Annotated in this window: 18 protein-coding genes and 2 tRNA genes; 11 read left to right on the top strand and 9 right to left on the bottom strand. The window is 67.6% G+C overall.

Annotated features, from left to right (window positions below; all coding sequences use genetic code 11):
* The first annotated feature begins 150 nt into the window (after positions 1-150).
* From HWX87_RS11640 to HWX87_RS11630, 3 genes are all read left to right on the top strand, one after another.
* Positions 151-226: transfer RNA gene (locus HWX87_RS11640), tRNA-Val, on the top strand.
* A 23-nt stretch (positions 227-249) separates the two neighbouring features.
* Positions 250-326 (top strand) — tRNA-Asp (locus HWX87_RS11635).
* A 322-nt stretch (positions 327-648) separates the two neighbouring features.
* Positions 649-2,583 carry a SurA N-terminal domain-containing protein gene (locus tag HWX87_RS11630; protein ID WP_176047265.1) on the top strand — a complete coding sequence of 645 codons (1,935 nt, stop codon included), beginning with the start codon at positions 649-651 and terminating at the stop codon, positions 2,581-2,583.
* 72 nt (positions 2,584-2,655) lie between these two features.
* Here HWX87_RS11630 and HWX87_RS11625 read toward each other — a convergent pair whose 3' ends face one another.
* Positions 2,656-3,324, bottom strand: coding sequence for an arylesterase (locus tag HWX87_RS11625; protein WP_176047264.1), 669 nt, complete (start codon positions 3,322-3,324; stop codon positions 2,656-2,658).
* Here HWX87_RS11625 and HWX87_RS11620 point away from each other — a divergent pair.
* Positions 3,323-4,024 carry an ABC transporter ATP-binding protein gene (locus tag HWX87_RS11620; RefSeq protein ID WP_124450440.1) on the top strand — a complete coding sequence of 234 codons (702 nt, stop codon included), beginning with the start codon at positions 3,323-3,325 and terminating at the stop codon, positions 4,022-4,024. The two genes, HWX87_RS11625 and HWX87_RS11620, sit on opposite strands and share 2 nt — an antisense overlap.
* Positions 4,025-4,096: 72 nt before the next feature.
* Here the strand turns inward: HWX87_RS11620 and pgi are convergent, their stop codons facing one another.
* The 3 genes from pgi to HWX87_RS11605 form a co-directional block, all read right to left on the bottom strand.
* Positions 4,097-5,719: a glucose-6-phosphate isomerase gene (gene pgi / locus HWX87_RS11615; RefSeq protein ID WP_176047263.1), complete on the bottom strand. Its 1,623-nt coding sequence runs from the start codon at positions 5,717-5,719 to the stop codon at positions 4,097-4,099.
* A gap of 111 nt (positions 5,720-5,830) precedes the next feature.
* The gene (locus HWX87_RS11610; RefSeq protein ID WP_176047262.1) at positions 5,831-7,375 is read right to left on the bottom strand and encodes an NAD(P)H-hydrate dehydratase; all 1,545 of its coding nucleotides are present in this window, start codon (positions 7,373-7,375) and stop codon (positions 5,831-5,833) included.
* Between the two features lie 51 nt (positions 7,376-7,426).
* On the bottom strand, positions 7,427-8,728 hold the full coding sequence (locus tag HWX87_RS11605) for an FAD-dependent oxidoreductase (protein WP_176047261.1): 1,302 nt from the start codon (positions 8,726-8,728) through the stop codon (positions 7,427-7,429).
* 328 nt (positions 8,729-9,056) lie between these two features.
* Here HWX87_RS11605 and purL point away from each other — a divergent pair, with 328 nt between their 5' ends.
* Both purL and HWX87_RS11595 read left to right on the top strand, forming a co-directional pair.
* Positions 9,057-13,121, top strand: coding sequence for a phosphoribosylformylglycinamidine synthase (gene purL / locus HWX87_RS11600; protein WP_176047260.1), 4,065 nt, complete (start codon positions 9,057-9,059; stop codon positions 13,119-13,121).
* Positions 13,122-13,126: 5 nt separating this feature from the next.
* On the top strand, positions 13,127-13,672 hold the full coding sequence (locus HWX87_RS11595) for an N-acetyltransferase (RefSeq protein WP_176047259.1): 546 nt from the start codon (positions 13,127-13,129) through the stop codon (positions 13,670-13,672).
* Positions 13,673-13,843: 171 nt separating this feature from the next.
* Here HWX87_RS11595 and HWX87_RS11590 read toward each other — a convergent pair whose 3' ends face one another.
* From HWX87_RS11590 to HWX87_RS11570, 5 genes are all read right to left on the bottom strand, one after another.
* Positions 13,844-14,626: a peptidylprolyl isomerase gene (locus tag HWX87_RS11590; RefSeq protein WP_176047258.1), complete on the bottom strand. Its 783-nt coding sequence runs from the start codon at positions 14,624-14,626 to the stop codon at positions 13,844-13,846.
* An 18-nt stretch (positions 14,627-14,644) separates the two neighbouring features.
* Complete coding sequence (locus HWX87_RS11585; protein ID WP_176047257.1) at positions 14,645-14,953, bottom strand: BolA family protein; 309 nt, start codon at positions 14,951-14,953, stop codon at positions 14,645-14,647.
* A 1-nt stretch (position 14,954) separates the two neighbouring features.
* Positions 14,955-15,485 (bottom strand): septation protein A, encoded by a 531-nt coding sequence (locus tag HWX87_RS11580; RefSeq protein ID WP_176047256.1) that lies wholly within the window; start codon positions 15,483-15,485, stop codon positions 14,955-14,957.
* A 144-nt stretch (positions 15,486-15,629) separates the two neighbouring features.
* Positions 15,630-16,061, bottom strand: coding sequence for a peptide-methionine (R)-S-oxide reductase MsrB (gene msrB / locus HWX87_RS11575; RefSeq protein WP_176047255.1), 432 nt, complete (start codon positions 16,059-16,061; stop codon positions 15,630-15,632).
* Positions 16,062-16,106: 45 nt separating this feature from the next.
* Positions 16,107-17,675: a protein adenylyltransferase SelO gene (locus HWX87_RS11570; RefSeq protein ID WP_176047254.1), complete on the bottom strand. Its 1,569-nt coding sequence runs from the start codon at positions 17,673-17,675 to the stop codon at positions 16,107-16,109.
* A 179-nt stretch (positions 17,676-17,854) separates the two neighbouring features.
* On the opposite strand from HWX87_RS11570, the gene HWX87_RS11565 reads away from it, so the two are divergent.
* From HWX87_RS11565 to HWX87_RS11545, 5 genes are all read left to right on the top strand, one after another.
* On the top strand, positions 17,855-19,498 hold the full coding sequence (locus HWX87_RS11565; RefSeq protein ID WP_176047253.1) for a 3-(methylthio)propionyl-CoA ligase: 1,644 nt from the start codon (positions 17,855-17,857) through the stop codon (positions 19,496-19,498).
* A 190-nt stretch (positions 19,499-19,688) separates the two neighbouring features.
* The gene (locus HWX87_RS11560) at positions 19,689-21,773 is read left to right on the top strand and encodes a 3-hydroxyacyl-CoA dehydrogenase NAD-binding domain-containing protein (RefSeq protein WP_176047252.1); all 2,085 of its coding nucleotides are present in this window, start codon (positions 19,689-19,691) and stop codon (positions 21,771-21,773) included.
* A 44-nt stretch (positions 21,774-21,817) separates the two neighbouring features.
* Positions 21,818-22,450, top strand: a complete 633-nt coding sequence (gene pncA / locus HWX87_RS11555; protein WP_176047251.1) for a bifunctional nicotinamidase/pyrazinamidase — start codon at positions 21,818-21,820, stop codon at positions 22,448-22,450.
* Positions 22,451-22,494: 44 nt separating this feature from the next.
* Complete coding sequence (locus HWX87_RS11550) at positions 22,495-23,673, top strand: acetyl-CoA C-acyltransferase (RefSeq protein ID WP_176047250.1); 1,179 nt, start codon at positions 22,495-22,497, stop codon at positions 23,671-23,673.
* 255 nt (positions 23,674-23,928) lie between these two features.
* Positions 23,929-25,329, top strand: a complete 1,401-nt coding sequence (locus HWX87_RS11545; protein WP_176047249.1) for a GGDEF domain-containing protein — start codon at positions 23,929-23,931, stop codon at positions 25,327-25,329.
* Positions 25,330-25,380 lie beyond the last annotated feature (51 nt).

Below are 25,380 nucleotides of genomic sequence, written 5' to 3'. Positions count from 1 at the left end.
GGGTTTTTTTATGCGCATTGAAAACGCGTGCATGAGCGTTTAAAAAAATTCGCGTGCGGGCTTGGCAAAATGATCAGGGATGAATTAAACTTGCGGGCTCGCTGGTTGTTGATGCGGAAACGCAGATCGCAGTCAGAACGAATCGGAAACGGGTGCTTAGCTCAGCTGGTAGAGCGGCGCCCTTACAAGGCGTAGGTCGGGGGTTCGAACCCCTCAGCACCCACCAGTTTCCTGATTCAGCCAGACCAAGGAGCGGTAGTTCAGTCGGTTAGAATACCGGCCTGTCACGCCGGGGGTCGCGGGTTCGAGTCCCGTCCGCTCCGCCAAAAAAAATGAAAAAGCCCGCCTTGTGCGGGCTTTTTCATTTCTGTCGTCGGTTGCGCCCGCTGGCGGGCGCGTGACTACGGAGCGGAGGAAGCCGCCTGCGCGGCTTCCGGCGGGACTCGAAGGGATGCGCGTGCACGCGCATCCGCGGCCTGCGGGATGTAGGCGAGTCCCGTCCGCTCCGCCAAAAAATGAGAAAGCCCGCCTTGTGCGGGCTTTTTCATTTGCGTTGCCGGCTGCGCCCGCACGCAGCACGCGTGCTTTTCTCCCGTCCCACCCCGTATGTTGTAATATCGGACGTTTTGTCCAATTTTCCCGTCACGCATGCTCGATTTCTTCCGTAATCACCAGCGCCTGATGATGGCGCTCCTGCTCCTGATCGTGTTGCCGGGGCTGGGTTTCGTCGGGATCCAAGGCTTCCGCGGCTTCTTCGACGATAGTGCGAACGTCGCGGCAGTCAACGGGCACAAGATCACGCGGGTCGAATTCGACGGCGCGTTCCGCCAGCAGATCGACCAGGCGCGCCAGGCGCTCGGCGGGCAGTTCGACATCAAGATGTTCGATACGCCCGAGCATCGCAAGCAAGTGCTCGACGGCCTGATCCAGCAACGTGTGCTGGCCGACGAGACGCAGCGCCTCCACCTCACCGCCTCCGACAACGCCGTGCGCGAAGCGCTGATGAGCGACCCGATGATCGCGTCGCTGAAGAAGCCCGACGGTACGATCGACGTCGAGCGCTATGCGCAGCTGCTGTCGTTCCAGGGGATGACGCCCGAGCAGTACCAGGAGCGCGTGCGCTACAGCCTGTCGCTGCAGCAGATTCCGGCCAGCATCGTGTCGAGTGCATTTACGCCGAAGAGCCTCGCGCAACGTCTGTCCGAGCTCGCTGCGCAGCAACGCGAAGTGCAGGCGCTCGTGCTGAAGACGAGCGACTTCGCAGCGAAGGTCCAGCCGACCGACGCGCAGCTCGCCGCGTACTATGACGCGCACAAGCAGAGCTTCGCGACGCCGGAGACCGCGACGATCCAGTACCTCGTGTATTCGCCGGCCGCAGCGGCCGCGAGCGCGCAGCCGACCGACGCGGACATCAAGAAGTTCTACGACGACAACCCGACGCACTTCCGCACCGAAGCGCAGGTGCGCGTGAGCCACATCTTCATCGCTGCACCGGGTAGCGCCAGCGCGGCCGACAAGGCGGCAGCGAAGACGAAGGCCGAGCAACTGCTCGCCGACGTGAAGGCGCATCCGGACCAGTTCGCGCAGATCGCGCAGAAGAGCTCGCAGGACGCACCGTCGGCCGCGAAGGGCGGCGACCTCGGCTTCATCACGCGTGGCTCGACGGCAGGCGGCAAGGCGTTCGACGATGCCGCGTTCGCACTCAAGCAGGGCGACGTGAGCGGTGTCGTGCAGTCGGATCTCGGCTTCCACATCCTGAAGGCGACCGAAGTGAAGCCGGCGGCCGTGAAGCCGTTCGCGGAAGTGAAGGACCAGATCGCGGTCGACCTGAAGCAGCAGTACGCATCGAAGGCATTCACGGACAACGCGGAAGGCTTCACGTCGACCGTGTACGAAAAGGCGAAGACGTTGCAGCCGGCCGCGGACAAGTACAAGCTGACGATCCAGACGGCTACTGTCGCGCCGACGCCGAACCCGCAACTGCCGCCGACCAGCCCGCTGAACAATCCGAAGTTCCTGGCTGCCGTGTTCGCGAACGACTCGGTGAAGAGCCAGAACAACACGCAGGCGATCGACGTCGGCAACAACACGCTGATCTCCGCGCGCGTGACCGACTACAAGCCGGCTGCCGTGCCCGCGCTCGACGCGATCAAGGACGTCGTGCGCCAGAAGGTCGTTGCCGAGCAGGCTGCGGAACTCGCGAAGAAGGACGGCGCGGCGAAGCTGGCCGAGCTGCAGAAGTCGAAGTCGGCTGACGGGTTCTCCGCTGCGCAGAAGGTGTCGCGCACGCAGTCGCAAGGCCTGACGCCCGCTGCATTGAGCGCCGTCTACAAGGTCGATGCGAAGACGCTGCCGGCCTACGTCGGTGTCGATCTCGGCGCAGACGGCTACGCGATCTACCGCGTGAACGCGGTGATCCCCGGTTCGGCGGTCGATCCGCAGCAACTGGCGGCCGCGCAGCAGCAGATGGCGCAGGTCGACGCACAGAGCGAAGGCGAGGCCTATCTCACCGCGCTGCGCGATCGCTCGAAGGTGAAGCTGTACGGTTCGACGTCCAGCCAGAAGCAGGACGGCGACAACTGAGCATCGTTTCGCACGCAACCCAAAAAGCCCCGCTTCGAGCGGGGCTTTTTGTTTTCCGGCGGGGCGGCGGCGTCAGCCGCGCGGTTTGCCGAGCAACGGTTTCAGCGCCGGCCAGACGTTGTCGAGCAGAATGCCCTGCGCCTGCTGCGTGGGATGCATCTGGTCGGCCTGGAACATCTCGGGCTTGTTCTCGATGCCGGCCAGCAGGAACGGCACGAGCGGCACGCCGAGATCCTTCGACAGTCGCGTATAGACGGCGTGGAACTTCTGCGTGTAGTCGGGGCCGTAATTGGGCGGCACATACATGCCGACCAGCACGACCTTGGCCTGCACCTGTCGCGCACCGGCGATGATGTCGCGCAGGTTCTGTTCGGTCGTGGCGAGCGGCACGCCGCGCAGCGCATCGTTCGAACCAAGCTCGACGACGACGATCGACGGCTTGAGCCGCTGCAGCACCGCGGGCAGCCGCGCGCGGCCGCCGCTCGTGGTGTCGCCGCTGACGCTGGCGTTCGCGACGCTATAATCGATTCGCTCCGTCGTGAGCCGTTGTCGCAGCAACGCTACCCAGCCGGTATCGCGCGCGAGCCCGTATTCGGCCGACAGGCTGTCGCCGAGCACGACGATCACGGGCTGGCCTGATGCTGGCGCCGTCGCGGCGTGTGCCGGTACGGCGGCGGCCAGCAGGGTGCCCAGCAGCGCGGCGACCGCCGTGCGTCTTTTCCAGCGAAATGTCGTGTCCATGTTCAAGATTACCGATCCAATCATCGAAGTCCATGACGTGTGCAAGCGGGTCGCCGATGCGACGGGCGAGCTGACGATCCTCGACGGCATCACGCTTGCCGTGCGGCCGGGCAGCAGCCTTGCGATCGTCGGCGCGTCGGGGTCGGGTAAGTCGACGCTGCTCGGCCTGCTCGCAGGGTTGGACAGTGCGACGAGCGGCACGGTTCGCCTGCTCGGCCGCGCGCTCGACCAGCTCGACGAGGACGAGCGCGCCGCGCTGCGCAACGGCGCGGTCGGGTTCGTGTTCCAGTCGTTCCAGCTGATGCCGCACCTGACGGCGCTCGAGAACGTGATGCTGCCGCTTGAGCTGCAGGGGGGCATCAGCGCGCGCGATGCGGCGGATCGCGCCCGCGCGCTGCTCGTGCAGGTCGGGCTCGGCGAGCGTACCGCGCATTATCCGAAGCTGCTGTCGGGCGGCGAGCAGCAGCGCGTCGCTTTGGCGCGTGCGTTCGTCACGCGCCCGGCGATCCTGTTTGCCGACGAGCCGACCGGCAGTCTCGACGCGGCGACGGGCCATGCCGTCATCGACCTGATGTTCGAGCTGAACCGCACGCACGGCGCGACGCTCGTGCTCGTCACGCACGATGCCGAACTCGCGCGTCGCTGCGCGACGACCGTGACGCTCGACACCGGTCGCATCGTCGCGCCGCATACGGCATAGCGCCACGCATGAATTGTTCTGCCGGCCGAGCAGGGTGTGCTGCGCGGCCGGCACGGGCATGCGCTTGGTGCGTCAGCGCTTGAGCGCTGCGCGGGCGCGCTCGATCAGCGCCGTGGTCGACGAGTCGTGCTTCGCCGGATCGACCGATTCGGCCGACAGGTCGGCTTCCACGACCTTGCCGAGAATCTTGCCGAGCTCGACGCCCCACTGGTCGAACGGATTGATGTCCCACACCGTTGCCTGCACGAGCACCTTGTGTTCATAAAGCGCGATCAGCGCGCCGAGCGTGCGCGGCGTCAGCGCATCGACGAGCAGCGTCGTGGTCGGGCGATTGCCGGGGAACGTCAGGTGCGGCGCGAGCGCCTCCTTGCCGGGCCCGGCGACCTTGCGGGCTTCTTCGAGCGTGCGGCCGAGCATCAATGCCTCGCTCTGCGCGAAGCAGTTCGCGAGCAGCTTGGGATGATGGCTCGCGAGCGGGTGCTCGGGCGTCAGCACCGCGATGAAGTCGATCGGCACGATCGTCGGCCCCTGGTGCAGCATCTGGAAGAACGCGTGCTGGCCATTGGTGCCCGGCTCGCCCCACGTAACGGCCGACGTCGGGTAATCGACGAAGGTGCCGTCCAGGCGCGCGGATTTGCCGTTGCTCTCCATTTCGAGCTGCTGCAGGTACGACGGCAGGTAGTGCAGCGCTTCCGAGTACGGTGCGACGAGATAACTCTGCGAGCCGAAGAAATTCCGGTACCAGATGCCGATCATGCCGAGCAGCACCGGCAGGTTGCGTTCGAGCGGCGCTTCGCGGAAGTGGCGATCCATGTCGTTCGCGCCGGCCAGCAGTTCGTCGAATTGCTCGGGGCCGATTGCGATCATGATCGACAGGCCGACCGCCGACCACAGCGAATAACGGCCGCCGACCCAATCCCACATTTCGAACACGTTCTCCGCGGCGATGCCGAACTTCACGACTTCGGCCGGGTTCGCCGACACGCCGACGAAGTGCTTCGACAGCGCGTCCTCGGGGCAGCCGCGCGCGACGAACCAGTCGCGCAGCGAGCGTGCGTTGGTCATCGTCTCGAGCGTCGTGAAGGTCTTCGATACGATGATCGCGAGCGTTTCCTCGGGGTCGACCTGTTCGAGCACGCGCGCGAGATCGGCGCCGTCGACGTTCGATACGAAGTGGGTCGAGATTTCCGGCGTCGCGACGTGATGCAGCGCATGCACGACCATCTTCGGCCCGAGATCGGAGCCGCCGATGCCGATGTTGATCACGTGACGGATGCGCTTGCCCGTGTAGCCGGTCCACGTGCCGCTGCGCACGGCGCGCGCGAACGTCGCCATCTTCGCGCGCTCGGCGCTCACCTGGGCGTGGAACGGCGCTTGCGGATCGGTCGCGCGCAGTGCGGTGTGCAGCGCGGCGCGGCCTTCGGTCGGGTTGACGATCTCGCCCGCGAACATCGCGTCGCGGCGCGCTTCGACACCCGCGTCGCGCGCGAGTTGCGCGAGCAGGCGCAGCGTTTCGTCGTTGATGCGGTTCTTCGAGAAATCGGCGGCGAGACCGCCGCCCGGAATCGTGAAGCGTTCGGCGCGCGTCGGCGCGCGATCGTTTTCCGGCGCGAACCAGTCGCGCAGCCGGGCGTGACGGATCTGTTCGAAGTGGGATTGAAGGGCAGTCCAGGCGGGGAGCGAATTCAGCGTCATGGCGGTTCGAGTGAAGCGTGAATCGGGAGGAATGCCGCGCCGGCTCATCGGGATCGGAAGGCCGGCGGACGAGAAGGCCCGCCGTGCGGCGGGGCAGTCAGTATAGCGGCGTTACGTGTCGGCGCGTGGCGACGGATAAAAAAGGCGATTGATCAGCGAGCGCACCATCGGTGCGAGTTCGCCCGCGGTGAGTCCGGAAGGACCGATGCCGTTCGCGGTCAGCGTGTCGGCCGCGAGCCCGTGCAGGTAGACGCCCGCGAGCGCCGCTTCGTACGGCGCGACGCGCTGCGCAAGCAGCGCGCCGATCAGGCCGCCGAGTACATCGCCGGTGCCGCCGGTGGCAAGCGCCGCGTTGCCGGTCGGGTTGATCGTCACGCGGCCGTCGGGTGCCGCAATCACCGTGCCCGAGCCTTTCAGCACGACGATCGCCGCATGACGGGCCGCGAGCGCCTGCGCGGCCGCGATGCGGTCGTGCTGCACGGCGGCCGTGTCGCTGCCGAGCAACCGCGCGGCTTCGAGCGGATGCGGCGTCAGCACGCACGGATTGCCGCGCGCGCCGCGTGCGGCGACGGCGGCCGCGAGATCCGCGTGCGTCGCGACGAGGTTCAGCGCGTCGGCATCGAGCAGCGTCGCGGCGGCGTGTGCGAGCACGTCGCGCACGAGCGTCGCCGCGGCCTCGCGCGTGCCGAGCCCGCAACCGGCGGCGATCGCGGTCATCGCACCGAGGTCGAGGGTATCGGCCGGGTGCAGCATCAGTTCGGGGAAGGGCGGATCGTACGGCGGCGCACCGGCGCCGAGGAAGCCGACATGTACCTTGCCGGCGCCCGCGAACAGCGCGGCGCGCGCGGCCAGGATCGGTGCGCCGCACATGCCGGTGTCGCCGCCGAGTACGGCAAGGCTGCCGTAGGTGCCCTTGTGCGACGAGAATGCGCGCGCGGGGAGCGCCGCGGCGAACCGAGCGGGCGCATTCAGCACGATGGCCGGTGCGGCGGGCGGCGCGACGTCGAGCGACGCGATGTCGATCTCGCCGGCGAGGTCACGGCCGTCACCCGTGTAGAGGCCCGGCTTCGCGCCGATGAAGGTGAGCGTATGGGTGGCCGCGACGGCGACGCCCGCGCCGACGATCCGGCCGGTATCGCTGTCGAGCCCGCTCGGCACGTCGAGTGCGAGGACACGACCGCCGTTGCGCGCATGCGCGGCGATGCGCGTGGCCTGCTCGGCGAATGCGCCGTCGAGCGCGCGGCCGAGACCGATGCCGAACAGCCCGTCGACGACCCACGCGTATTCGTCCAGCGATGCAGGCGGCGTGGCCGACAGCGGGACGCCGGCCGCGCGTGCGAGGCCGAGCGCCCATTGCGCGTCGTCCGGTTTGACCGGTACCGGCATCCACGCTTGCGTCGCGACACCGAGCTGCTGGAGATGCGCGGCGGCCACCAGTGCGTCGCCGCCGTTGTTGCCGGGGCCGACCGCGAACCAGACGGGGCGGTCATCGCCGGCGACGCGCTCGGACAGCCAATGCGCGGCGGCGGCGCCCGCGCGGCCCATCAGCGTGTGCGGCGGCAGCGCCGCGGTGGCGTCGGCTTCGGCTGAGCGCAGGTCGGCGACGCGCAGCAGTGCGATCGGATCGGAATCGGGAAGCGGGCGGGTAACGGTCATCGGGATCGTGGCGGCTGGCAAGGATGCCGCCACGAGACGGGCCCGCGGCGGTCAGGTCGTGAAGCGGCCGGCGCTGAGCGCGGCGAGCGTGTCGGCGGGCCACTGCTGGGCGTCGCCGCCCAGGTAGTCGGTCACCACTTTAGCAGACCCGCACGCGAGCCCCCAGCCGGTCGGGCCATGGCCGAAATTGACGAACACGCGCGGATGCGGGGTCGGACCCACCACGGGCAGGCCGTCCGGCGACAGCAGCTGCATGCCTTGCCACGACAGCGCGGCCGAGATTTTGGCGGCGCCCGGCACCCAGTCGTGAACGGCCTGGCCGAGCAGGGCGAGCGCGGCCTCGGACAGCGGCTCGGCGAGCGGTTTCGCGGTGTCGGCGAGGCTCTGCAGCACGGCGCCGCCACCGATGCGCAGCCGCTGATGGGTGCGCGTGATCGAGATCCGCTTGATCGAATCGACGACGCTCAGGTGCGGCGCATGTTCTTCGTAAGCGACCGGCGCGGTGAGCGTGTGGACGCGCACCGGGTGCAGCGGCAGGCGCCAGCCGAGCCGTTCGAGCAGCGGCACGCTGCCGGCGCCGGCGGCGACCACGATCGCGTCGGCGGAAATCACGTCGACTTCGCGCGCCTTGGCCGCGGTCCGCTGGCCGGACGGCACGAGCTCGACCGCGGCGCGGCCGTTGTCGACGCGGATCGCGGCGACGTCAGCGCCGAAGCGGAACTGCACACCATGCTCGTCGAGCGTCTGCTTGACCAGTTTCGCGAACAGCGGGCAGTTGCCGGTGCGCTCGGTTTCGAGCAGCACGCCGCCGGCGAAGCCGGGTTCGGCCGGCACCGACGGTTCGAGCGCCGCGCATTCGTCGGCGGTGAGCGTACGGTACGGCTGGTCGAGCGTGCGCAGCAGGTCGAGTGCGGGCTGCAGCGCTTCCCAGTCGCGCGGGTCGCGCACGACGTGCAGGATGCCGGGCTTCTGCTCGAATTCGAGTTCGAGGCGGGCCTCGATGTCGGCGAGCGTGTCGCGCGACGCGTCGATCAGCGGGCGCAGCCGCGCGTACTGCGCGGCGAACGCGTCGGGCTCGCGCAGCGTGCCGAGCTGCTTGACGAAGCGGCGCACGCCGCCGTTGAAGCCCGGCTTGTAGACGATGCCGCTGTCGCGCGGCTGGCGCTGGCGCATGAAGGTCGGGCCGAACCAGACATCGAGCGGGCTCGGCAGCAGTGCGCCGCCGTCGCCGTAGGTGGCGCCCTGCGCGACGGTCGCGTGGCGTTCGACCACGCACACGCGATGGCCGGCCGCGCGCAGCTGGTAGGCGGTGGCGACGCCGCTGATTCCGCCGCCGATGACGATGACATCCATGGATTGCTTCGATGACGGGCGGCGCGCGCGCCGCCCGGTGAGAATTCGCTGAGGGCCCGGGCCCGGTGAACCCGGAATGATAGCGCCAAAATCGCGGAAACCGGCGTCGGGCGAGCATGCGCCGTGCAGTCGCGCCGTGGCGGCCGGCGCCCGCACCCGCGCGGGCCGGCCCGGCGGGCGGCCGTGCGCGGCGCGCACCCGGGCACCGTTGCGGTGCACGCGGACTACCGATCGGCCGGTCTTGGGCGCCCGACTTCCGGGTATAATTACGGCCTTCCTTTCGCCCCACGTCGCCACCTCGCGCGACTCATCGACGTCAGTCCAGCCCATGGCTCACTTCTCGTGTTTTCCCGGCGCTTCGGCCCTCTCCGATTTCCGTCAAACCCGTCTGCTCGACACGCTCAGGCAAATCGACGCCAACATCGTCGCGGTGCGCGGGCAGTTCCTGCACTTCGTCAATGCGGCCGAACCGCTGTCGGCCGACGACAGCACGCGCATCGACGCGCTGATGCACTACGGCGAGCCGTTCCAGCCGGCCGCCGAGAAGGGCACGGTCGAGACCTTCGTCGTGCTGCCGCGCTTCGGTACGGTTTCGCCGTGGGCGAGCAAGGCGACCGACATCGCGCAGCACTGCGGTCTCACGCAGGTGCGCCGCATCGAGCGCGGCGTCGAATTCACGGTCACGCTGAAGTCGGGTCTGCTCGGCGGCAAGAAGGCGCTGTCCGACGACGCGCGTGCAGCCGTCGTGGATGCGCTGCATGACCGGATGACCGAAAGCGTGGTCGCGGCGCGCGACGACGCGAAGCACCTGTTCGACGAACTGCCGGCCAAGCCGCTGACGAGCGTCGACGTGCTGGGCGTCGGCCGCGGTGCGCTCGAGCGCGCGAACGTCGAGCTGGGCCTCGCGCTCGCCGACGACGAAATCGACTACCTGGTCGACGCGTTCCGCAAGCTCGAACGCAACCCGACCGACGTCGAACTGATGATGTTCGCGCAGGCGAACAGCGAGCACTGCCGCCACAAGATCTTCAACGCGCAGTGGACGATCGACGGCGAAGCGCAGGACATGTCGCTGTTCTCGATGATCCGCAACACCGAAAAGCTGAACCCGCAGGGCACGATCGTCGCGTATTCGGACAACTCGTCGATCATGGTCGGCGCCGAAGCCGAGCGCTGGTTCCCGCGCAACGCGGGCGCGGCCGGCGAGCCGGGCGAGCGCTACGGCCGCCACACCGAGCTCACGCACACGCTGATGAAGGTCGAGACGCACAACCACCCGACGGCGATCTCGCCGTTCCCGGGTGCGGCGACCGGCGCGGGCGGCGAGATCCGCGACGAAGGCGCGACGGGCCGCGGCGCGCGTCCGAAGGCCGGCCTGACGGGCTTCACCGTGTCGAACCTCGACCTGCCGGACGCCCGCCAGTCGTGGGAAAACGCACGTGACGCAGCGCAGCCGGTCGGCGAGCGCAACCCGAACGACGCGCACGGCCCGTACGGTCGTCCGGACCGCATCGCATCGCCGCTGCAGATCATGATCGACGGCCCGCTCGGCGGCGCAGCGTTCAACAACGAATTCGGCCGCCCGAACCTCGGCGGCTATTTCCGCGTGTACGAGCAGAACGTCGGCGGGAAGGTGCATGGCTATCACAAGCCGATCATGATCGCGGGTGGCCTCGGCAACATCGCCGATCAACATACGCACAAGCACGACGTGCCGGCAGGCTCGCTGCTGATCCAGATCGGCGGCCCCGGCATGCGGATCGGGATGGGCGGCGGCGCCGCGAGCTCGATGGCGACCGGCGCGAACACGGCCGAGCTCGACTTCGACTCGGTGCAGCGCGGCAACCCTGAAATCGAGCGTCGCGCGCAGGAAGTGATCAACGGCTGCTGGCAGCTCGGCGCGGAAAACCCGATCCTGAGCATCCACGACGTCGGCGCGGGCGGCCTGTCGAACGCGTTCCCGGAAATCGTCGACGGCGCGGGCAAGGGCGCGCGCTTCGAACTGCGCAAGGTCGCACTCGAGGAATCGGGCCTGTCGCCGCGCGAAATCTGGTCGAACGAAGCCCAGGAGCGCTACGTGCTGGCGATCGCGCCGGCCGACCTGCCGCGCTTCGAGGCGATCTGCGCGCGTGAGCGCTGCCCGTTCGCGGTGGTCGGTGTTGCGACCGACGAACGCCAGCTGAAGCTCGTCGACGACGAAGCGACGGGCGCCGACGAATACCCGGTCGACATGCCGATGGAAGTGCTGCTCGGCAAGCCGCCGCGCATGCATCGCGACGTCGCGCGCGTGGCGACCGAGCGCACGCCGGTCGACGTGACGGGCATCGCGCTGTCGGAAGTCGCGGTCGACGTGCTGAAGCACCCGACGGTCGGCAGCAAGTCGTTCCTGATCACGATCGGCGACCGTTCGGTCGGCGGCACGTCGGTGCGCGACCAGATGGTCGGCCCGTGGCAGGTGCCGGTGGCCGACTGCGCGGTCACTGCGCTCGACTACGCGGGCTTCAAGGGCGAGGCGATGACGATGGCCGAGCGCACGCCGCTCGCGGTGATCGACGCGCCCGCATCGGGCCGCATGGCCGTCGGCGAGGCGATCACGAACATCGCGAGCGCGCCGATCGCATCGCTCGACAAGCTGAAGCTGTCGGCGAACTGGATGGCCGCGTGCGGCACGGCCGGCGAGGACGCCGCGCTGTTCGACACGGTCAAGGCGATCGGCATGGAGCTGTGCCCGGCACTCGGGATCGGCATCCCGGTCGGCAAGGACTCGCTGTCGATGAAGACGAAGTGGGACGAACAGGGCGTCGCGAAGGAAGTGGTGTCGCCGGTGTCGCTGATCATCTCCGCGTTCGCGCCGGTCGAGGACGTGCGCCGTCACCTGACGCCGCAGCTGCGCCGCGTCGCCGATGCGGGTGACAGCGTGCTGATCGCGATCGATCTCGGCCGCGGCAAGAACCGGATGGGCGGCAGCATCTTCGCGCAAGTGACGCAGCAGGTCGGCGACACGACGCCGGACGTCGACGATGCCGAAGACCTGAAGCGATTCTTCAACGCGATCCAGTCGCTCAATTCGCAGGACAAGCTGCTCGCCTACCACGACCGCTCGGACGGCGGCCTGTGGGCGACGGTGTGCGAAATGGCATTCGCGGGCCACACGGGCGTGTCGCTGAACGTCGACATGCTGACGCTCGATCCGAATCACGAATCCGACTACGGCGACGCGAAGGACTGGGCGAAGCAGACGAGCGGCCGTCGTGACGACCGCACGCTGCGCGCGCTGTTCTCGGAAGAACTCGGCGCCGTCGTGCAGGTGCGCGCGTCCGACCGTGACGCGGTGCTCGGCGCGCTGCGCGAGTTCGGCCTGTCGGCATGCTCGCACGTGATCGGCTCGGTCAACGACCGCGACGTGATCGAGGTGTACCGCGACGCGAAGAAGATCTTCGACGCACCGCGTACCGAACTCCATCGCGCATGGGGCGAAGTGAGCTGGCGCATCGCGCGCCTGCGTGACAACCCCGCCTGCGCGGATGCCGAATACGACGCGTTGCTCGACGCGGCCGATCCGGGCATCTCGCCGGTGCTGAGCTTCGATCCGGCCGACGACATCGCCGCGCCGTTCATCGCGACCGGTGCACGGCCGCGCGTCGCGATCCTGCGCGAGCAGGGCGTGAACTCGCACCTGGAAACGGCCTACGCGTTCGACCGTGCAGGCTTCGACGCGCACGACGTACACATGAGCGACCTGCTCGCCGGCCGCGCGAATCTTGCCGATTTCGCGGGTGCGGTCGCATGCGGCGGCTTCTCGTACGGCGACGTGCTGGGCGCGGGCGAAGGCTGGGCGAAGACGATTCGTTTCAACGCGAACCTCGCCGACATGTTCTCGGCGTTCTTCGCGCGGCCGGACACGTTCGCCCTCGGCATCTGCAACGGCTGCCAGATGCTGTCGAGCATCGCGTCGATGATCCCGGGCGCGGAAGCGTGGCCGAAGTTCACGCGCAACAAGTCCGAGCAGTTCGAGGCGCGCTTCTCGTTCGTCGAAGTCGAGAAGTCGCCGTCGATCTTCTTCGCCGGGATGGAAGGCTCGCGGATTCCGGTCGCGGTCGCGCACGGTGAAGGCTATGCGGACTTCTCGCAGCAGGGCGACATCGATCGCGTCGCGGTCGCGATGCGTTTCGTCGACCACCGCGGCGAAGCGACCGAGCGTTATCCGTTCAACCCGAACGGCTCGCCGGCCGGGATTACGTCGGTCACGACGGCCGATGGCCGCTTCTCGGTGCTGATGCCGCACATGGAGCGTGTGCATCGTACGGTCGCAATGAGCTGGCACCCGGAAAGCTGGGGTGAAGCGAGCCCGTGGATGCGCGTGTTCCGTAACGCACGCCGCTGGATCGGTTGAGCGGGATGATGTTCGACCCGAATGCGCCGGTCGAGGTCGTCACGCTGCGCGACGAGCGCGCGGGCGATGTCGATGCGATCGGCCGCGTGATCGTCGCCGCGTTCGCGGGTGAACCGGAGGGCGGGCAGTTCGAACGGCGGATCGTCGACGCACTGCGTGCGGACGGTGCGTTGAGCGTCTCGCTCGTCGCGGAACGTGACGGCCGCGTGATCGGGCACGTTGCGTTCTCGCCGGTGTCGATCGGCGGCGTGCCGTCCGGCAGCCAGGGCTGGTACGGGCTGGCGCCGCTCGCGGTGCTGCCCGGCTGCCAGCGGCAGAGCATCGGCGCCGGAATGGTGCGCACGGGGCTTGATGCGTTGCGCCGGCTTGGCGCGCGCGGTTGCGTGCTGCTCGGGGAACCCGCGTACTACACGCGGTTCGGCTTCGCGCCGTCCAGCGACATCGTGTTCCCGGGCGTGCCGCCCGAGTATTTCCTTGCGCTGTCGCTCGACGACTCGGCGCCGCGGCCGTCGGGCGACGTTCGCTATCACGACGTGTTCTACCCTGCGTAACGCAAGGGTGCGGCGCGAGTCGATCCGGCACACGGGAAAGGCCGCTCTTCGGAGCGGCTTTTTCTTTGGGTGCGCCGCAGCGTATCGTGATGCGCCGGCAGTCAGCCTGCGGGCAATAAAAAAGCCGCTCCGAAGAGCGGCTTTTCGATGCGCGGGCGAGTATCGCCGACGTTACTGAATCTTCGCCTGCTGACGCAGACCTTCCTCGAACGCCTGCAGCTTCTGCTGCACGAGCTGCTGCGCGATCTGCGCCTTCACCTGCTCGAGCGGCGGCGGAGCGATGTCGCGAATGTCGTCGACGCGGATGATGTGCCAGCCGAACTGCGTCTTCACCGGCGTGTCGGTCATCTGGCCTTTCTGCAGCTTCTGCGCCGCTGCCGCGAATTCCGGCACGTACGCCTTCGGATCGGACCAGTCGAGATCGCCGCCGTTCTTGCCCGAACCCGGATCCTTCGAGAACTGCTTCGCGAGATCCTCGAACTTCGCGCCGGCCTTGATCTTCGCGATCAGGTCCTTCGCCTGCTGCTCGTTGTCGACGAGGATGTGGTGCAGGTGGTATTCGCGGTTGCCGCCGGCGCCCTTGACGAGATCGTCATAGCGCGCCTTCACTTCGGCGTCGGTCGGCTGGTTCTTCTTCAGGAAGCTCTCGATCATCGAGCGCAGCACGACGGTCTGCTGCGCGACGGCGACTTGCGCCTTCACGTCCGGACGATTCGGGATGCCTTCGCGGATCGCTTCCTGCATCAGGATTTCGCGGTTCACGAGTTCCTGGCGCACGGCCTGCTGCAGTTGCGGGCCGTCGGTCTGGCCTTGCTGGACGAGCTGCGCGACCATCGCATCGGCGCGGGACTTCGGAATCGGCGTGCCGTTGACGACGGCGATGTTCTGGGCAAATGCCGGTGCCGCTGCAAAAGCAGCCGCCGCGACCCACAGGCGGGGGGATTTCAGGATCATCGGGAATTCCTAATGAGACTAGATTGAAGATTCGTTGAATTCTTCGGGCGTGTAAGCCACGATCGCGAGCGCGTGAATGCCGCGCTGCATCGCATCAGCGAGCGCATCATACACCAGCCGGTGCCGCGCGACGCGCGGCTTGCCCGCGAAGGCGGACGACACGATCGTGACCGTGAAGTGGCCGCCGGCGGACGCGCCGGCGTGGCCCGCGTGCTGCGCGCTGTCGTCGCGCACGGTGAGCGCCAGCGGCGCCAGCGATGCGGTGAGGCGCGCTTCGATCAGCGCGATGCGCTCGTCGGGCGAGGCGTGGAGAAAGGCGTCCGTCATGTCACTCGTCCTTCAGGTATTTCGTGAGCCACAGGCTCTGCAGGATGATGAACACGACCATCGCGCCCGTCGTACCGAACAGCTTGAAGTTCACCCATTGCGATTCGGTGAAGTTGTGTACCACGTACAGGTTCGCGACGCCGAGCACCGCGAAGAACAGCGCCCATGCGACGTTCAGCTTGTCCCACACGGGAGTCGGCAGCGTGAGCTGCTTGCCCATCATCTTCTCGATCAGGTTCTTGCTGAACGCATAACGCGCGGCGAGCAACCCGACCGCAAACAACCAGTACAGCACAGTCGGCTTCCATTGAATGAATTTCTCGTCATGCAGGACGAGGGTGGCGCCACCGAAGACGACGATCACGCCGAGGCTCACCCACAGCATCGTGTCGACCTTCCGGTGCCGGAAAGCGACCCATGCAACCTGGGCCAGCGTCGCGATGATCGCGACGGCGGTGGCGGTAAAGATGCCCCAGACCTTGAAGGCGACAAAAAACAGGATGATCGGAAACAGATCGAACAGGAATTTCATGGCGCTCGCAGCTGCGTGAAAGGCCGCTTGCGCGGCCTTTCACCGTTGTAGGGACCCGCCAGGCACCACCGTTGCGGATCGGGGCGGCCAGCCCGGGGCTGGCCGGCCGGCGAGGGTCGACCCCGCCGATCCGCCCGGCGCCGCTCAGTCGTTTTCGGGTCGGGACTCGAAGTTTAACGCAGCCGAATTGATGCAGTAACGCAAACCGGTCTGGTCGCGCGGGCCGTCCTCGAAGACGTGGCCCAGATGCGCGCCGCAATGGTTGCAGCGCACCTCGACGCGCACCATCCCGTGCGAGTAGTCGACCTTCTCGTCGATCACCTCGCCGTTGAGCGGCTTGAAGTAGCTGGGCCAGCCGCAGCCCGAGTGGAACTTGGAGCCGGATTCGAACAGCGGCGTGCTGCAGACGACGCATTTGTAGATGCCGGCGTCTTCCGTGTCGGTGTATTCACCGGTGAATGCGCGCTCGGTCGCCGCATGCTGCGTGACCTCGTACTGCATCGGCGTGAGCCGGCGGCGCAGGTCGGCGTCGTCCTTCTGGTACGGGAAGGTCTTGTCGTCGGAATCGTGGGACATGTGGGGTTCTCCTGATCGGTCGGTCGATACGCGCGGGTTGCGGGCTCAGGACGAGCAGCTCACTTCGAGCGACCCGGCCCAGTCGGGCGGCAACGCCGCGTATGCTTCATGCTCGGGTTGTTCGTCGAACGGGCGACGCAGGATCTGCGCGAGCCGCTCGACTTCCGAAAAATCCTTTTCCTTCGCGCGCCGGATCGCAACTTCGGCCAGATGGTTGCGAAGCACGTATTTCGGGTTTGCGCGGTTCATCGCGGCCGCGCGTGCGGCGTCGTCGCGCGTTTCCTCGGACAGCCGCGCGCGGTAGAGGTTCGCCCACGCATCGAACGCTTCGCGGTCGATGAACAGGTCGCGCACCGGGGCGTCGCGGCTCGCGTCGTGCTTCGAGATCTGCGCGAGGCGGCGGAACGTCAGCGTGAAATCCGCGTGGCTCGCGTGCATCGTCTCGAGCAGCTTGTTCGCGAGTTCGGCGTCGTTCTCGCGTTCGAGCTCGAGGCCGAGCTTCGCGCGCATCGCGCGTTCGAGCGCGGGGCCGAAACGTTCCGGAAATTTCGCGAGCACGGCCTGCGCATCGTCCACCGCACGCTCGGCGCGCGCATCGTCGTCGGCGATGCCGTGCTGCAGCCCGATCAGCGGCAGCAGCGCTTGCGCGAGGCAGTAGCAGTTCCAGTGCGCGATGCGCGGCTGCATCCGGTACGCATAGCGGCCGCTGTTGTCCGAGTGGTTGCAGATGTGATTCGCATCGAACGCGTCGACGAAGCCGAACGGGCCGTAGTCGATCGTCACGCCGAGGATCGACATGTTGTCGGTGTTCATCACGCCGTGGCAGAAGCCGACGGCCTGCCACTGCGCGACGAGGTCGGCCGTGCGCAGCGTCGCGGCTTCGAGCAGCGCGAGGTAGGGGTCATCCGCGTCGCGGCATGCCGGATAGAAGCGGTCGATCACGTGATCGGCGAGCTGGCGAAGCAGGTCGGGGCGATCGTTCGAGAAGAAGTGCTCGAAGTGGCCGAAGCGCACGAAGCTCTCCGACACGCGCGTGACGACGGCCGACGTCTCGATTTCCTCGCGCACCACCGGTTGGTCGGAGCCGATCACCGTCAGCGCGCGCGTGGTCGGGATGCCGAGGTGATGCATCGCTTCCGAGCACAGGAATTCGCGGATCGACGAGCGCAGTACCGCGCGGCCGTCGCCCATCCGCGAGTACGGCGTGCGGCCGCTGCCTTTCAGCTGCAGCTCGTAGCGGCGGCCGTCCGAGCCGGTGCGTTCGCCGATCGTCAGCGCGCGGCCGTCGCCGAGCTGGCCCGCCCACACGCCGAACTGGTGACCGGAATACACCGACGCGTACGGCATCGCGTGCGCGGGCCAGTCGCGTGTCGGGTTGCCGGCGAACAGCTCGGCGAAGCCGGGCTGCGCGGCGATCGACGGCGGCAGGTCGAGCAACTGCGCGACTTCGCCGGAAAAGCCGACGACGTACGGCGCGGCAAGCGGCGCGGCCGGCAGCCGCGTATGAAACGCATCGCCGAGCGTGACGAACGCGCCTGCGGCGGGCGCGCCGAGCGTGGCGGCGAGGTCGGGGAGGGTGTCAGCCGTATCGGCTGCGCTTCGGGAAAACGACATGTTGAGCGCCTCTGGGTAAGCCGATATTGTAAGGCGGCGTCGCGCCGCCCGCATGGTGGCCCGCACGCCGTGCGCCACGCCCGTCCGGGGCCGCTGACGGGCGCGCCGCAGGGGCGGCTTCCGGACGGAAACGCGCCCCAGGCTGGTCACCGATTCGCATCCTCACGGAGAACAAGACGATGGGTAAGCCGTTGCTGGGCCAGATGATGGACATGCCGCTGCTGGTGTCCTCGCTGATTTCGCATGCCGCGCGGCACGCCGGCGACACGGAGATCGTGTCGAAGCGCGTGGAAGGCGACCTGCATCGCTACACGTACCGCGATTGCGAACGCCGCGCGAAGCAGCTGGCGCAGGCGCTCGCGCGGCTCGGCGTCGCAGCCGGCGACCGCGTCGGCACGCTGGCGTGGAACGGCTACCGGCATCTGGAGGCGTACTACGGGATCGGCGGGATGGGCGCCGTATGCCACACGATCAACCCGCGCCTGTTCCCCGAGCAGATCGCATTCATCGTCAATCACGCGGAAGACCGCTACGTCTTCTTCGACATCAATTTCGCGCCGCTCGTCGACGCCATCGCGCCGCAGTGCCCGCATGTGAAGGGCTGGGTCGCGATGACCGATGTCGCGCACCTGCCGTCGGGCGCGACGCCGTACCTCTGCTACGAAACGCTCGTCGAAGCCGAGGACGGCCGTTATGACTGGCCGCGCCTCGACGAGCAGCAGGCGTCGGGACTCTGCTACACGTCGGGCACGACCGGCAACCCGAAGGGCGTGCTGTATTCGAATCGTTCGACCGTGCTGCACGCGTATGGCGCCGCGCTGCCCGACGCGATGAACCTGTCCGCGATGGACGCCGTGCTGCCCGTCGTGCCGATGTTCCACGTCAACGCATGGGGGCTGCCGTACGCCGTGCCGCTCACGGGCGGCAAGCTCGTGCTGCCCGGCAAGGATCTCGACGGGAAATCGCTGTACGAGCTGATGGAAGCCGAGCGCGTGACGTTCTCCGCGGGCGTGCCGACCGTGTGGCTCGGGCTGCTGAACTACATGCGTGAAGCCGGTGTGCGCTTCTCGACGCTGAACCGCACGGTGATCGGCGGCTCCGCGTGCCCGCCCGCGATGCTGCGCACCTTCGAGGACGAATACGGCGTGCGCGTGATCCATGCATGGGGGATGACCGAACTGTCGCCGCTCGGCACGCTCGCGAAGCTCAACTGGGCGCAGTCGCAGCGGCCGCTCGACGCGCAGCGCAAGCTGCTCGAGAAGCAGGGGCGCGTGATCTGCGGCGTCGACATGCGCATCGTCGGCGAGGACGGCCACGAGCTGCCGTGGGACGGCGTCGCGTTCGGCGAGTTGCAGGTACGCGGGCCGTGGGTGATCGACCACTACTTTCGCGGCGATACGTCGCCGCTGACGGACGGCTGGTTCCCGACCGGCGACGTCGCGACGATCGACCCCGACGGCTTCCTGCAGATCACCGACCGCAGCAAGGACGTGATCAAGTCGGGCGGCGAGTGGATCAGCTCGATCGATATCGAGAACGTCGCGATTGCGCACCCGGGCGTGGCCGAAGCCGCGTGCATCGCCTGTGCGCACCCGAAATGGACCGAGCGTCCGTTGCTCGTCGTGGTGCCGCGCGAAGGCGCGAACCTGAACCGCGACACATTGCTCGCGTTCTACGAAGGCAAGGTCGCGAAATGGTGGATCCCCGACGACGTCGTGTTCGTCGAATCGCTGCCGCACACCGCGACCGGCAAGCTGCAGAAGCTGAAGCTGCGCGAGACGTTCCGCAATTACGTGTTGCCGACGGCGGTGTGCGAGCCGTAAGCGTTGCGCCCCGGGCCGGCGACGGCCCGCAGACCGGTCGCCCGATCCGTCCCCGGATCGGGAACAAAATTCAAATTGAACGACCGTGCTTTTTTGTTGTATGCTGCCTCAGTTCATCCGGACATGCGGCTGTTCGACCGCGCACAATGAAGCGCAGCCACCCCGGCGCGCGATGCATGGAGGCAGGCAGATGGCAGTGGATTACTCGACTCGCGACGGCGTGGCCGTCATCACGCTCAACAATCCGCCCGTCAACGGGCTCGGCCTGTCGACCCGCCAGGGCGTCATGGACGCGCTCGATCGCGCCGCGCAGGATCCGTCGGTCACGGCCATCGTGCTGACCGGCGCCGGCCGCGCGTTTTCGGGCGGGGCTGACATCACCGAATTCAATACGCCGAAGGCGCTGCAGGAGCCGACGCTGCACACCGTGATCCGCGCGGTGGAGGCGAGCGCGAAGCCCGTCGTCGCGGCGCTGCACAGCGTCGTGATGGGTGGCGGCCTCGAGCTCGCGCTCGGCGCGCACTACCGCGTCGCGGCGCCCGGCGCGCAGGTCGCGCTGCCCGAAGTGAAGCTCGGCCTGCTGCCGGGCGCGGGCGGCACGCAGCGCCTGCCGCGCGCGGTGGGGCTCGAAACCGCGCTGAACATGATCGTGTCGGGCGCGCCCGTGCTGTCGGAGCAACTGGCGAAAAGCGGGCTGTTCGACGCCATGGCCGACGGCGACCTGCTCGACGCGGCCGTCGCGTTCGCACAGAAGGCCGGCGCACAGAAGGGGCCGCATCCGCGCGTGCGAGATCGCAAGATCATCCACGACAACGCCGCAGGCTTCATCCAGTTCGCGCGCAATTCCGCGCAGGCCGCCGCGCCGAATTTCCCCGCGCCGCACAAGTGCATCGATGCGATCGAGGCCGGCGTGCTGCACGGCTTCGACAAGGGCAGCATCGCCGAACGCGAGGGTTTCGTCGCGCTGATGATGACGCCTGAAAGCCGTGCGCTGCGCCATGCGTTCTTCGGCGAACGGGCGGCGAGCAAGATTCCCGACGTGCCGTCGGACACGCCGCTGCGCGAGATCCGCCGCGTCGGCGTGATCGGCGCGGGCACGATGGGCGGCGGGATCGCGATGAACTTCATCAATGCGGGCCTGCCCGTCACGCTGCTCGAGACGAAGCAGGATGCGCTCGAGCGTGGCATCGCGACGATCCGCAAGAACTACGATGCGCAGGTGAAGAAGGGCAAGCTCACGCAGGAGAAGCTCGACGCGCGCATGGCGCTGATCGCGCCGACGCTGTCCTACGACGACCTGAAGGATGCCGACCTGATCGTCGAAGCCGTGTTCGAGGAACTCGGCGTGAAGGAGCAGGTGTTCAGGAAGCTCGACGAAGTCGCGAAGCCGGGTGCGATCCTCGCGTCGAACACGTCGACGCTCGACGTCGACAAGATCGCGGCGTTCACGAAGCGCCCGCAGGACGTCGTCGGCATGCACTTCTTCAGCCCGGCGAACGTGATGAAGCTGCTCGAGGTCGTGCGCGGCGCGCAGACCGCGAAAGACGTACTCGCCACCGTGATGGCGGTCGCGAAGAAGATCCGCAAGACGGCGGTCGTGTCGGGCGTGTGCGACGGCTTCATCGGCAACCGGATGATCGAGCAGTACATCCGCCAGGCGCTGTTCATGCTCGAGGAAGGCGCGCTGCCCGCGCAGGTCGACCGCGCGATCGAGAAGTTCGGTTTCGCGATGGGGCCGTTCCGGATGAGCGACCTCGCCGGCAATGACATCGGCTGGGCGATCCGCAAGCGGCGCTATGTCGAGAAACCCGATCTGCAGTACTCGAAGATCGCCGACCGCCTGTGCGAACAGGGCCGCTTCGGCCAGAAGACGGGCGCCGGCTGGTACGACTACGTGCCGGGCGATCGCAAGGCGAAGCCGTCGTCGCTGGTCGACGAGATGGTCGTCGCGTATTCGACGGAGCGCGGCGTCGAGCGGCGCAAGATCGGCGACGACGAGATCGTCGAGCGGCTGGTGCTGGCGCTCGTCAACGAAGGCGCGAAGATTCTCGAGGAGAAGATCGCGTCGAAGGCGTCCGACATCGACATGGTCTACCTGACCGGCTATGGCTTCCCGCTGTGGCGCGGCGGCCCGATGCTGTACGCGGACGTGGTCGGCCTCTACAACGTCGAGCGTGCGATTCGTCGCTACGCGGCGGCGCCGAACGGCGACGCATGGCAGCTTGCGCCGTCGATCGCGGAACTGGCGAAGGCCGGCCGCGGGTTCAACGGCTGACGACGCTGTATGGCGGCGCGACCGATCCCGTCTGGAGAAACGCAATGAAACGCACCGACGACGTCCTGCTGGTGATCGACGTGCAATACGACTTCATGCCGGGCGGCGCGCTCGCGGTGCCCGACGGCGATGCGGTCGTGCCGGTGATCAACGCGCTCGCGCAGCGCTTCGACCAGGTCGTGCTGACGCAGGACTGGCACCCGCGCGAGCACGTGTCGTTCGCGGCGAACCATCCGGGCCGCGAGCCGTTTTCCACGCTCGCGCTGCCGTACGGCGAGCAGGTGCTGTGGCCCGTGCATTGCGTGCAGGACACCGACGGCGCGGCGCTGCATCGCGACCTCGACATCCCGCACGCGCGGCTCGTGATCCGCAAGGGTAGCGACGCGCAGGTCGACAGCTATTCCGCGTTCGTCGAAGCCGATCGCACGACGCGCACGGGGCTCGCAGGCTACCTGCGCGAGCTCGGTGCGAAGCGCGTGTGGTGCTGCGGGCTCGCGACCGACTATTGCGTCGCGTGGTCGGCGCTCGATGCGCGCGCGGCCGGTTTCGAAGCCGCGGTGATCAACGATGCGTGCCGTGCGATCGACCTGAACGGGTCGCTCGCGCACGCATGGCAACAGATGCAGGCAGCGGGCGTCGCGCATGTGACGTCCGCGGGCGCGCGCCCGGCGGCGTAGCGCATTTCCCTATCCGATATGAAGCAGGACCGAAGGAGACTCGCATGACCGAAGCCGTAATCGTATCGACCGCCCGCACGCCGCTGGCGAAATCCTGGCGTGGCGCATTCAACATGACGCACGGCGCGACGCTCGGCGGCCACGTGGTCGCGGCCGCGCTCGAACGCGCGAAGCTCGACCCCGCGCGCGTCGAGGACGTGATCATGGGCTGCGCGAACCCCGAAGGCGCGACCGGCGCGAACATCGCGCGGCAGATCGCGCTGCGCGCGGGGCTGCCCGTGACCGTGCCGGGGATGACGGTGAACCGTTTCTGCTCGTCGGGGCTGCAGACCATCGCGCTTGCCGCGCAGCGGATCATCGCGGGCGAAGGCGAGGTGTATGTTGCCGGCGGCGTCGAATCGATCTCGTGCGTGCAGAACGAGATGAACCGGCATATGGTCCAGGAAGGCTGGCTCGTTCAGCACAAGCCCGAGATCTACTGGAACATGCTGCAGACGGCCGAGAACGTCGCGAAGCGCTACGGCATCTCGAAGGAGCGGCAGGACGAGTATGGCGTGCAGTCGCAGCTGCGCGCCGCGGCCGCACAGGAAGCCGGGCGCTTTCGCGACGAGATCGTGCCGATCACGGTGCTCGCGGGCATCGCCGACAAGGCGACGGGCCGCCTGTTCACGAAGGAAGTGACGGTATCGTCCGACGAAGGCATTCGCCCCGATACGACGCTCGAAGGCGTGTCGAAGATCCGTTCGGCCGTGCCGGGCGGCGTGATCACCGCCGGCAACGCGAGCCAGTTCTCGGACGGCGCGTCGGCATGCGTCGTGATGAGCGCCGATGCCGCGCAGCGCGAAGGGTTGCAGCCGCTGGGCGTGTTCCGCGGCTTCGCGGTGGCCGGCTGCGAGCCGGACGAGATGGGCATCGGCCCCGTGTTCGCGGTGCCCAAGCTGCTGAAGCAGGCAGGATTGAAGGTCGACGACATCGGCTTGTGGGAGCTGAACGAAGCGTTCGCGGTGCAGGTGCTGTACTGCCGCGACACACTCGGGATTCCTGAGGATCGCCTGAACGTGAACGGCGGTGCGATCGCGGTCGGCCATCCGTACGGCGTGTCGGGCGCGCGCCTGACGGGCCATGCGCTGATCGAAGGCAAGCGGCGCGGCGTGAAGTACGTGGTCGTCACGATGTGCATCGGCGGCGGGCAGGGTGCGGCCGGCCTGTTCGAAATCCTCTGATCTTTTACCGGCCGCGGTGTCGCTTCGGCGGCGCTCGCGGCCGCGACGTGAATCGGCGTGACAGAACCGCGATTCGAAACAATCGGGAAGCAAAAGGCATGCGCCCGGTAATGCCGTTTCCCCTTACTTGTCAAACGAATTGCCCCACCTATACTTGCTCTGACATTTGCCTTTCGGCACGATGGGCAGGATCGTGCATCGCGCGATCCGTGCCGCGAAGGTTCGAACCAACGCAGCAGACCGACCGGGGACCGAATGAGTACGACCTATGCAGACGGGGAACCGCCGCGCGTCGTCAGCGCGGCCGCCAGGCTCTACGCGAAATGCCTGCTGATCGGATTCGCGTTGCTGCCTGCGTATCTGATTGCCTACCTGTGGTTCTTCAGCGACCCGCACGTCGTGTTCGAGAGCCACGCATTCCATGAAATCGCGATCGCGGCCGCGACCCTCGAAGGCGCGTTCGTCACCTACGTGACGTGGGTGTGCTACCGGTCGTCCGGCGAGCCGCTGCTGCGCTGGCTGACGCTCGGCTTTCTCGGCTTCGCGATGATCTATGCGCTGCACGGTGCGTTCACCGGGATGGCGCACCACAATATCTGGCTGTTTCTGCTGTACGGGCCTGCGTCGCGGCTCGTGATGTCGATCCTGCTGCTGACGGGTCTGCTGTCGTATTCGCGTCCGTCCGACCGGATCGAGAAACGCACGAGCGCGCGGACGTGGCTGCCGTGGATCGCGTTCTTTGTGATCGTCAACGTCGTCGTCGCCTATGTCGCGTATTCGCCGATTGCCGGCGCGCTCGGGACGCGGCTGTCGATGGAGGGCGGCGCGCTCGTGTTCTCGCTGCTGAACGTCTGCCTGCTGCTCGCGCGGCGGATCCGCTCGCCACTGATGGTGATCTACGGCGTGTCGATCATGGCATTCGCGCTGTCTTCGCTCGCATTCATACTCGGCAAGCCGTGGAACCACATGTGGTGGCTGGCGCACGCGATATTTGCGGGCGGCTTCTTCCTGCTCAGCTACGGCGTCGTGCAGGCGCTGCAGACGACCCGCTCGTTCTCGGCGATCTACAGCCAGGAAGACCTGATGAGCCGGCTGTCGGAATCGATGGCGCGTACCGAGAGCGCGTTGCAGGAACTGCGCCGCACGAACCAGAAGCTCGAGTACATGGCCGCGACCGATCCGATGACGGGCGCGTCGAACCGCCGGCAGTTCATCGCGCAGGTCGAGCGCGAGATGGTGCGGGCGGAACGCGACGGCACGCCGTTCTGCCTGCTCGCGCTCGATCTCGACAATTTCAAGAACATCAACGACGCGTACGGCCACCAGATCGGCGACGAGGTGCTGCGCGGCGTCGTGCGTCAGTGCCTCGAGGCGATCCGGCCGGCGGGCGGGCTCGCGCGCGTCGGCGGCGAGGAGTTCATGGCGCTGCTGCCGGACATGCCGCTCGAAGGCGCGCGGATGACGGCCGAGCGCGTGCGCTCGTCGATCGCGAGTTCGCCGTTCGGGCTGGATTTCAAGCGCGTGCAGGTGACGGTCAGTGTCGGCGTTGCGCAATACGGTGTCGATGGAAGTACGGTCGACGCATTGCTCAGGGTGGTCGACGAGCGACTGTATGCGGCGAAGCGGGAAGGGCGCAATCGCGTGGTGTCACGGTAATCCGGGTTCCACCGAAGCCCCGGAGGCGGCAACGCCCCGGGGCTTTTGCTT

Origin of the sequence: Burkholderia sp. BCC1644, from assembly GCF_902833225.1 — a bacterium.
In the GTDB taxonomy this organism is placed as follows: Bacteria; Pseudomonadota; Gammaproteobacteria; order Burkholderiales; family Burkholderiaceae; genus Burkholderia.
The sequence above is the reverse complement of the archived record's forward strand: the minus strand, read 5'-3'. Positions and strand labels throughout refer to the sequence as shown.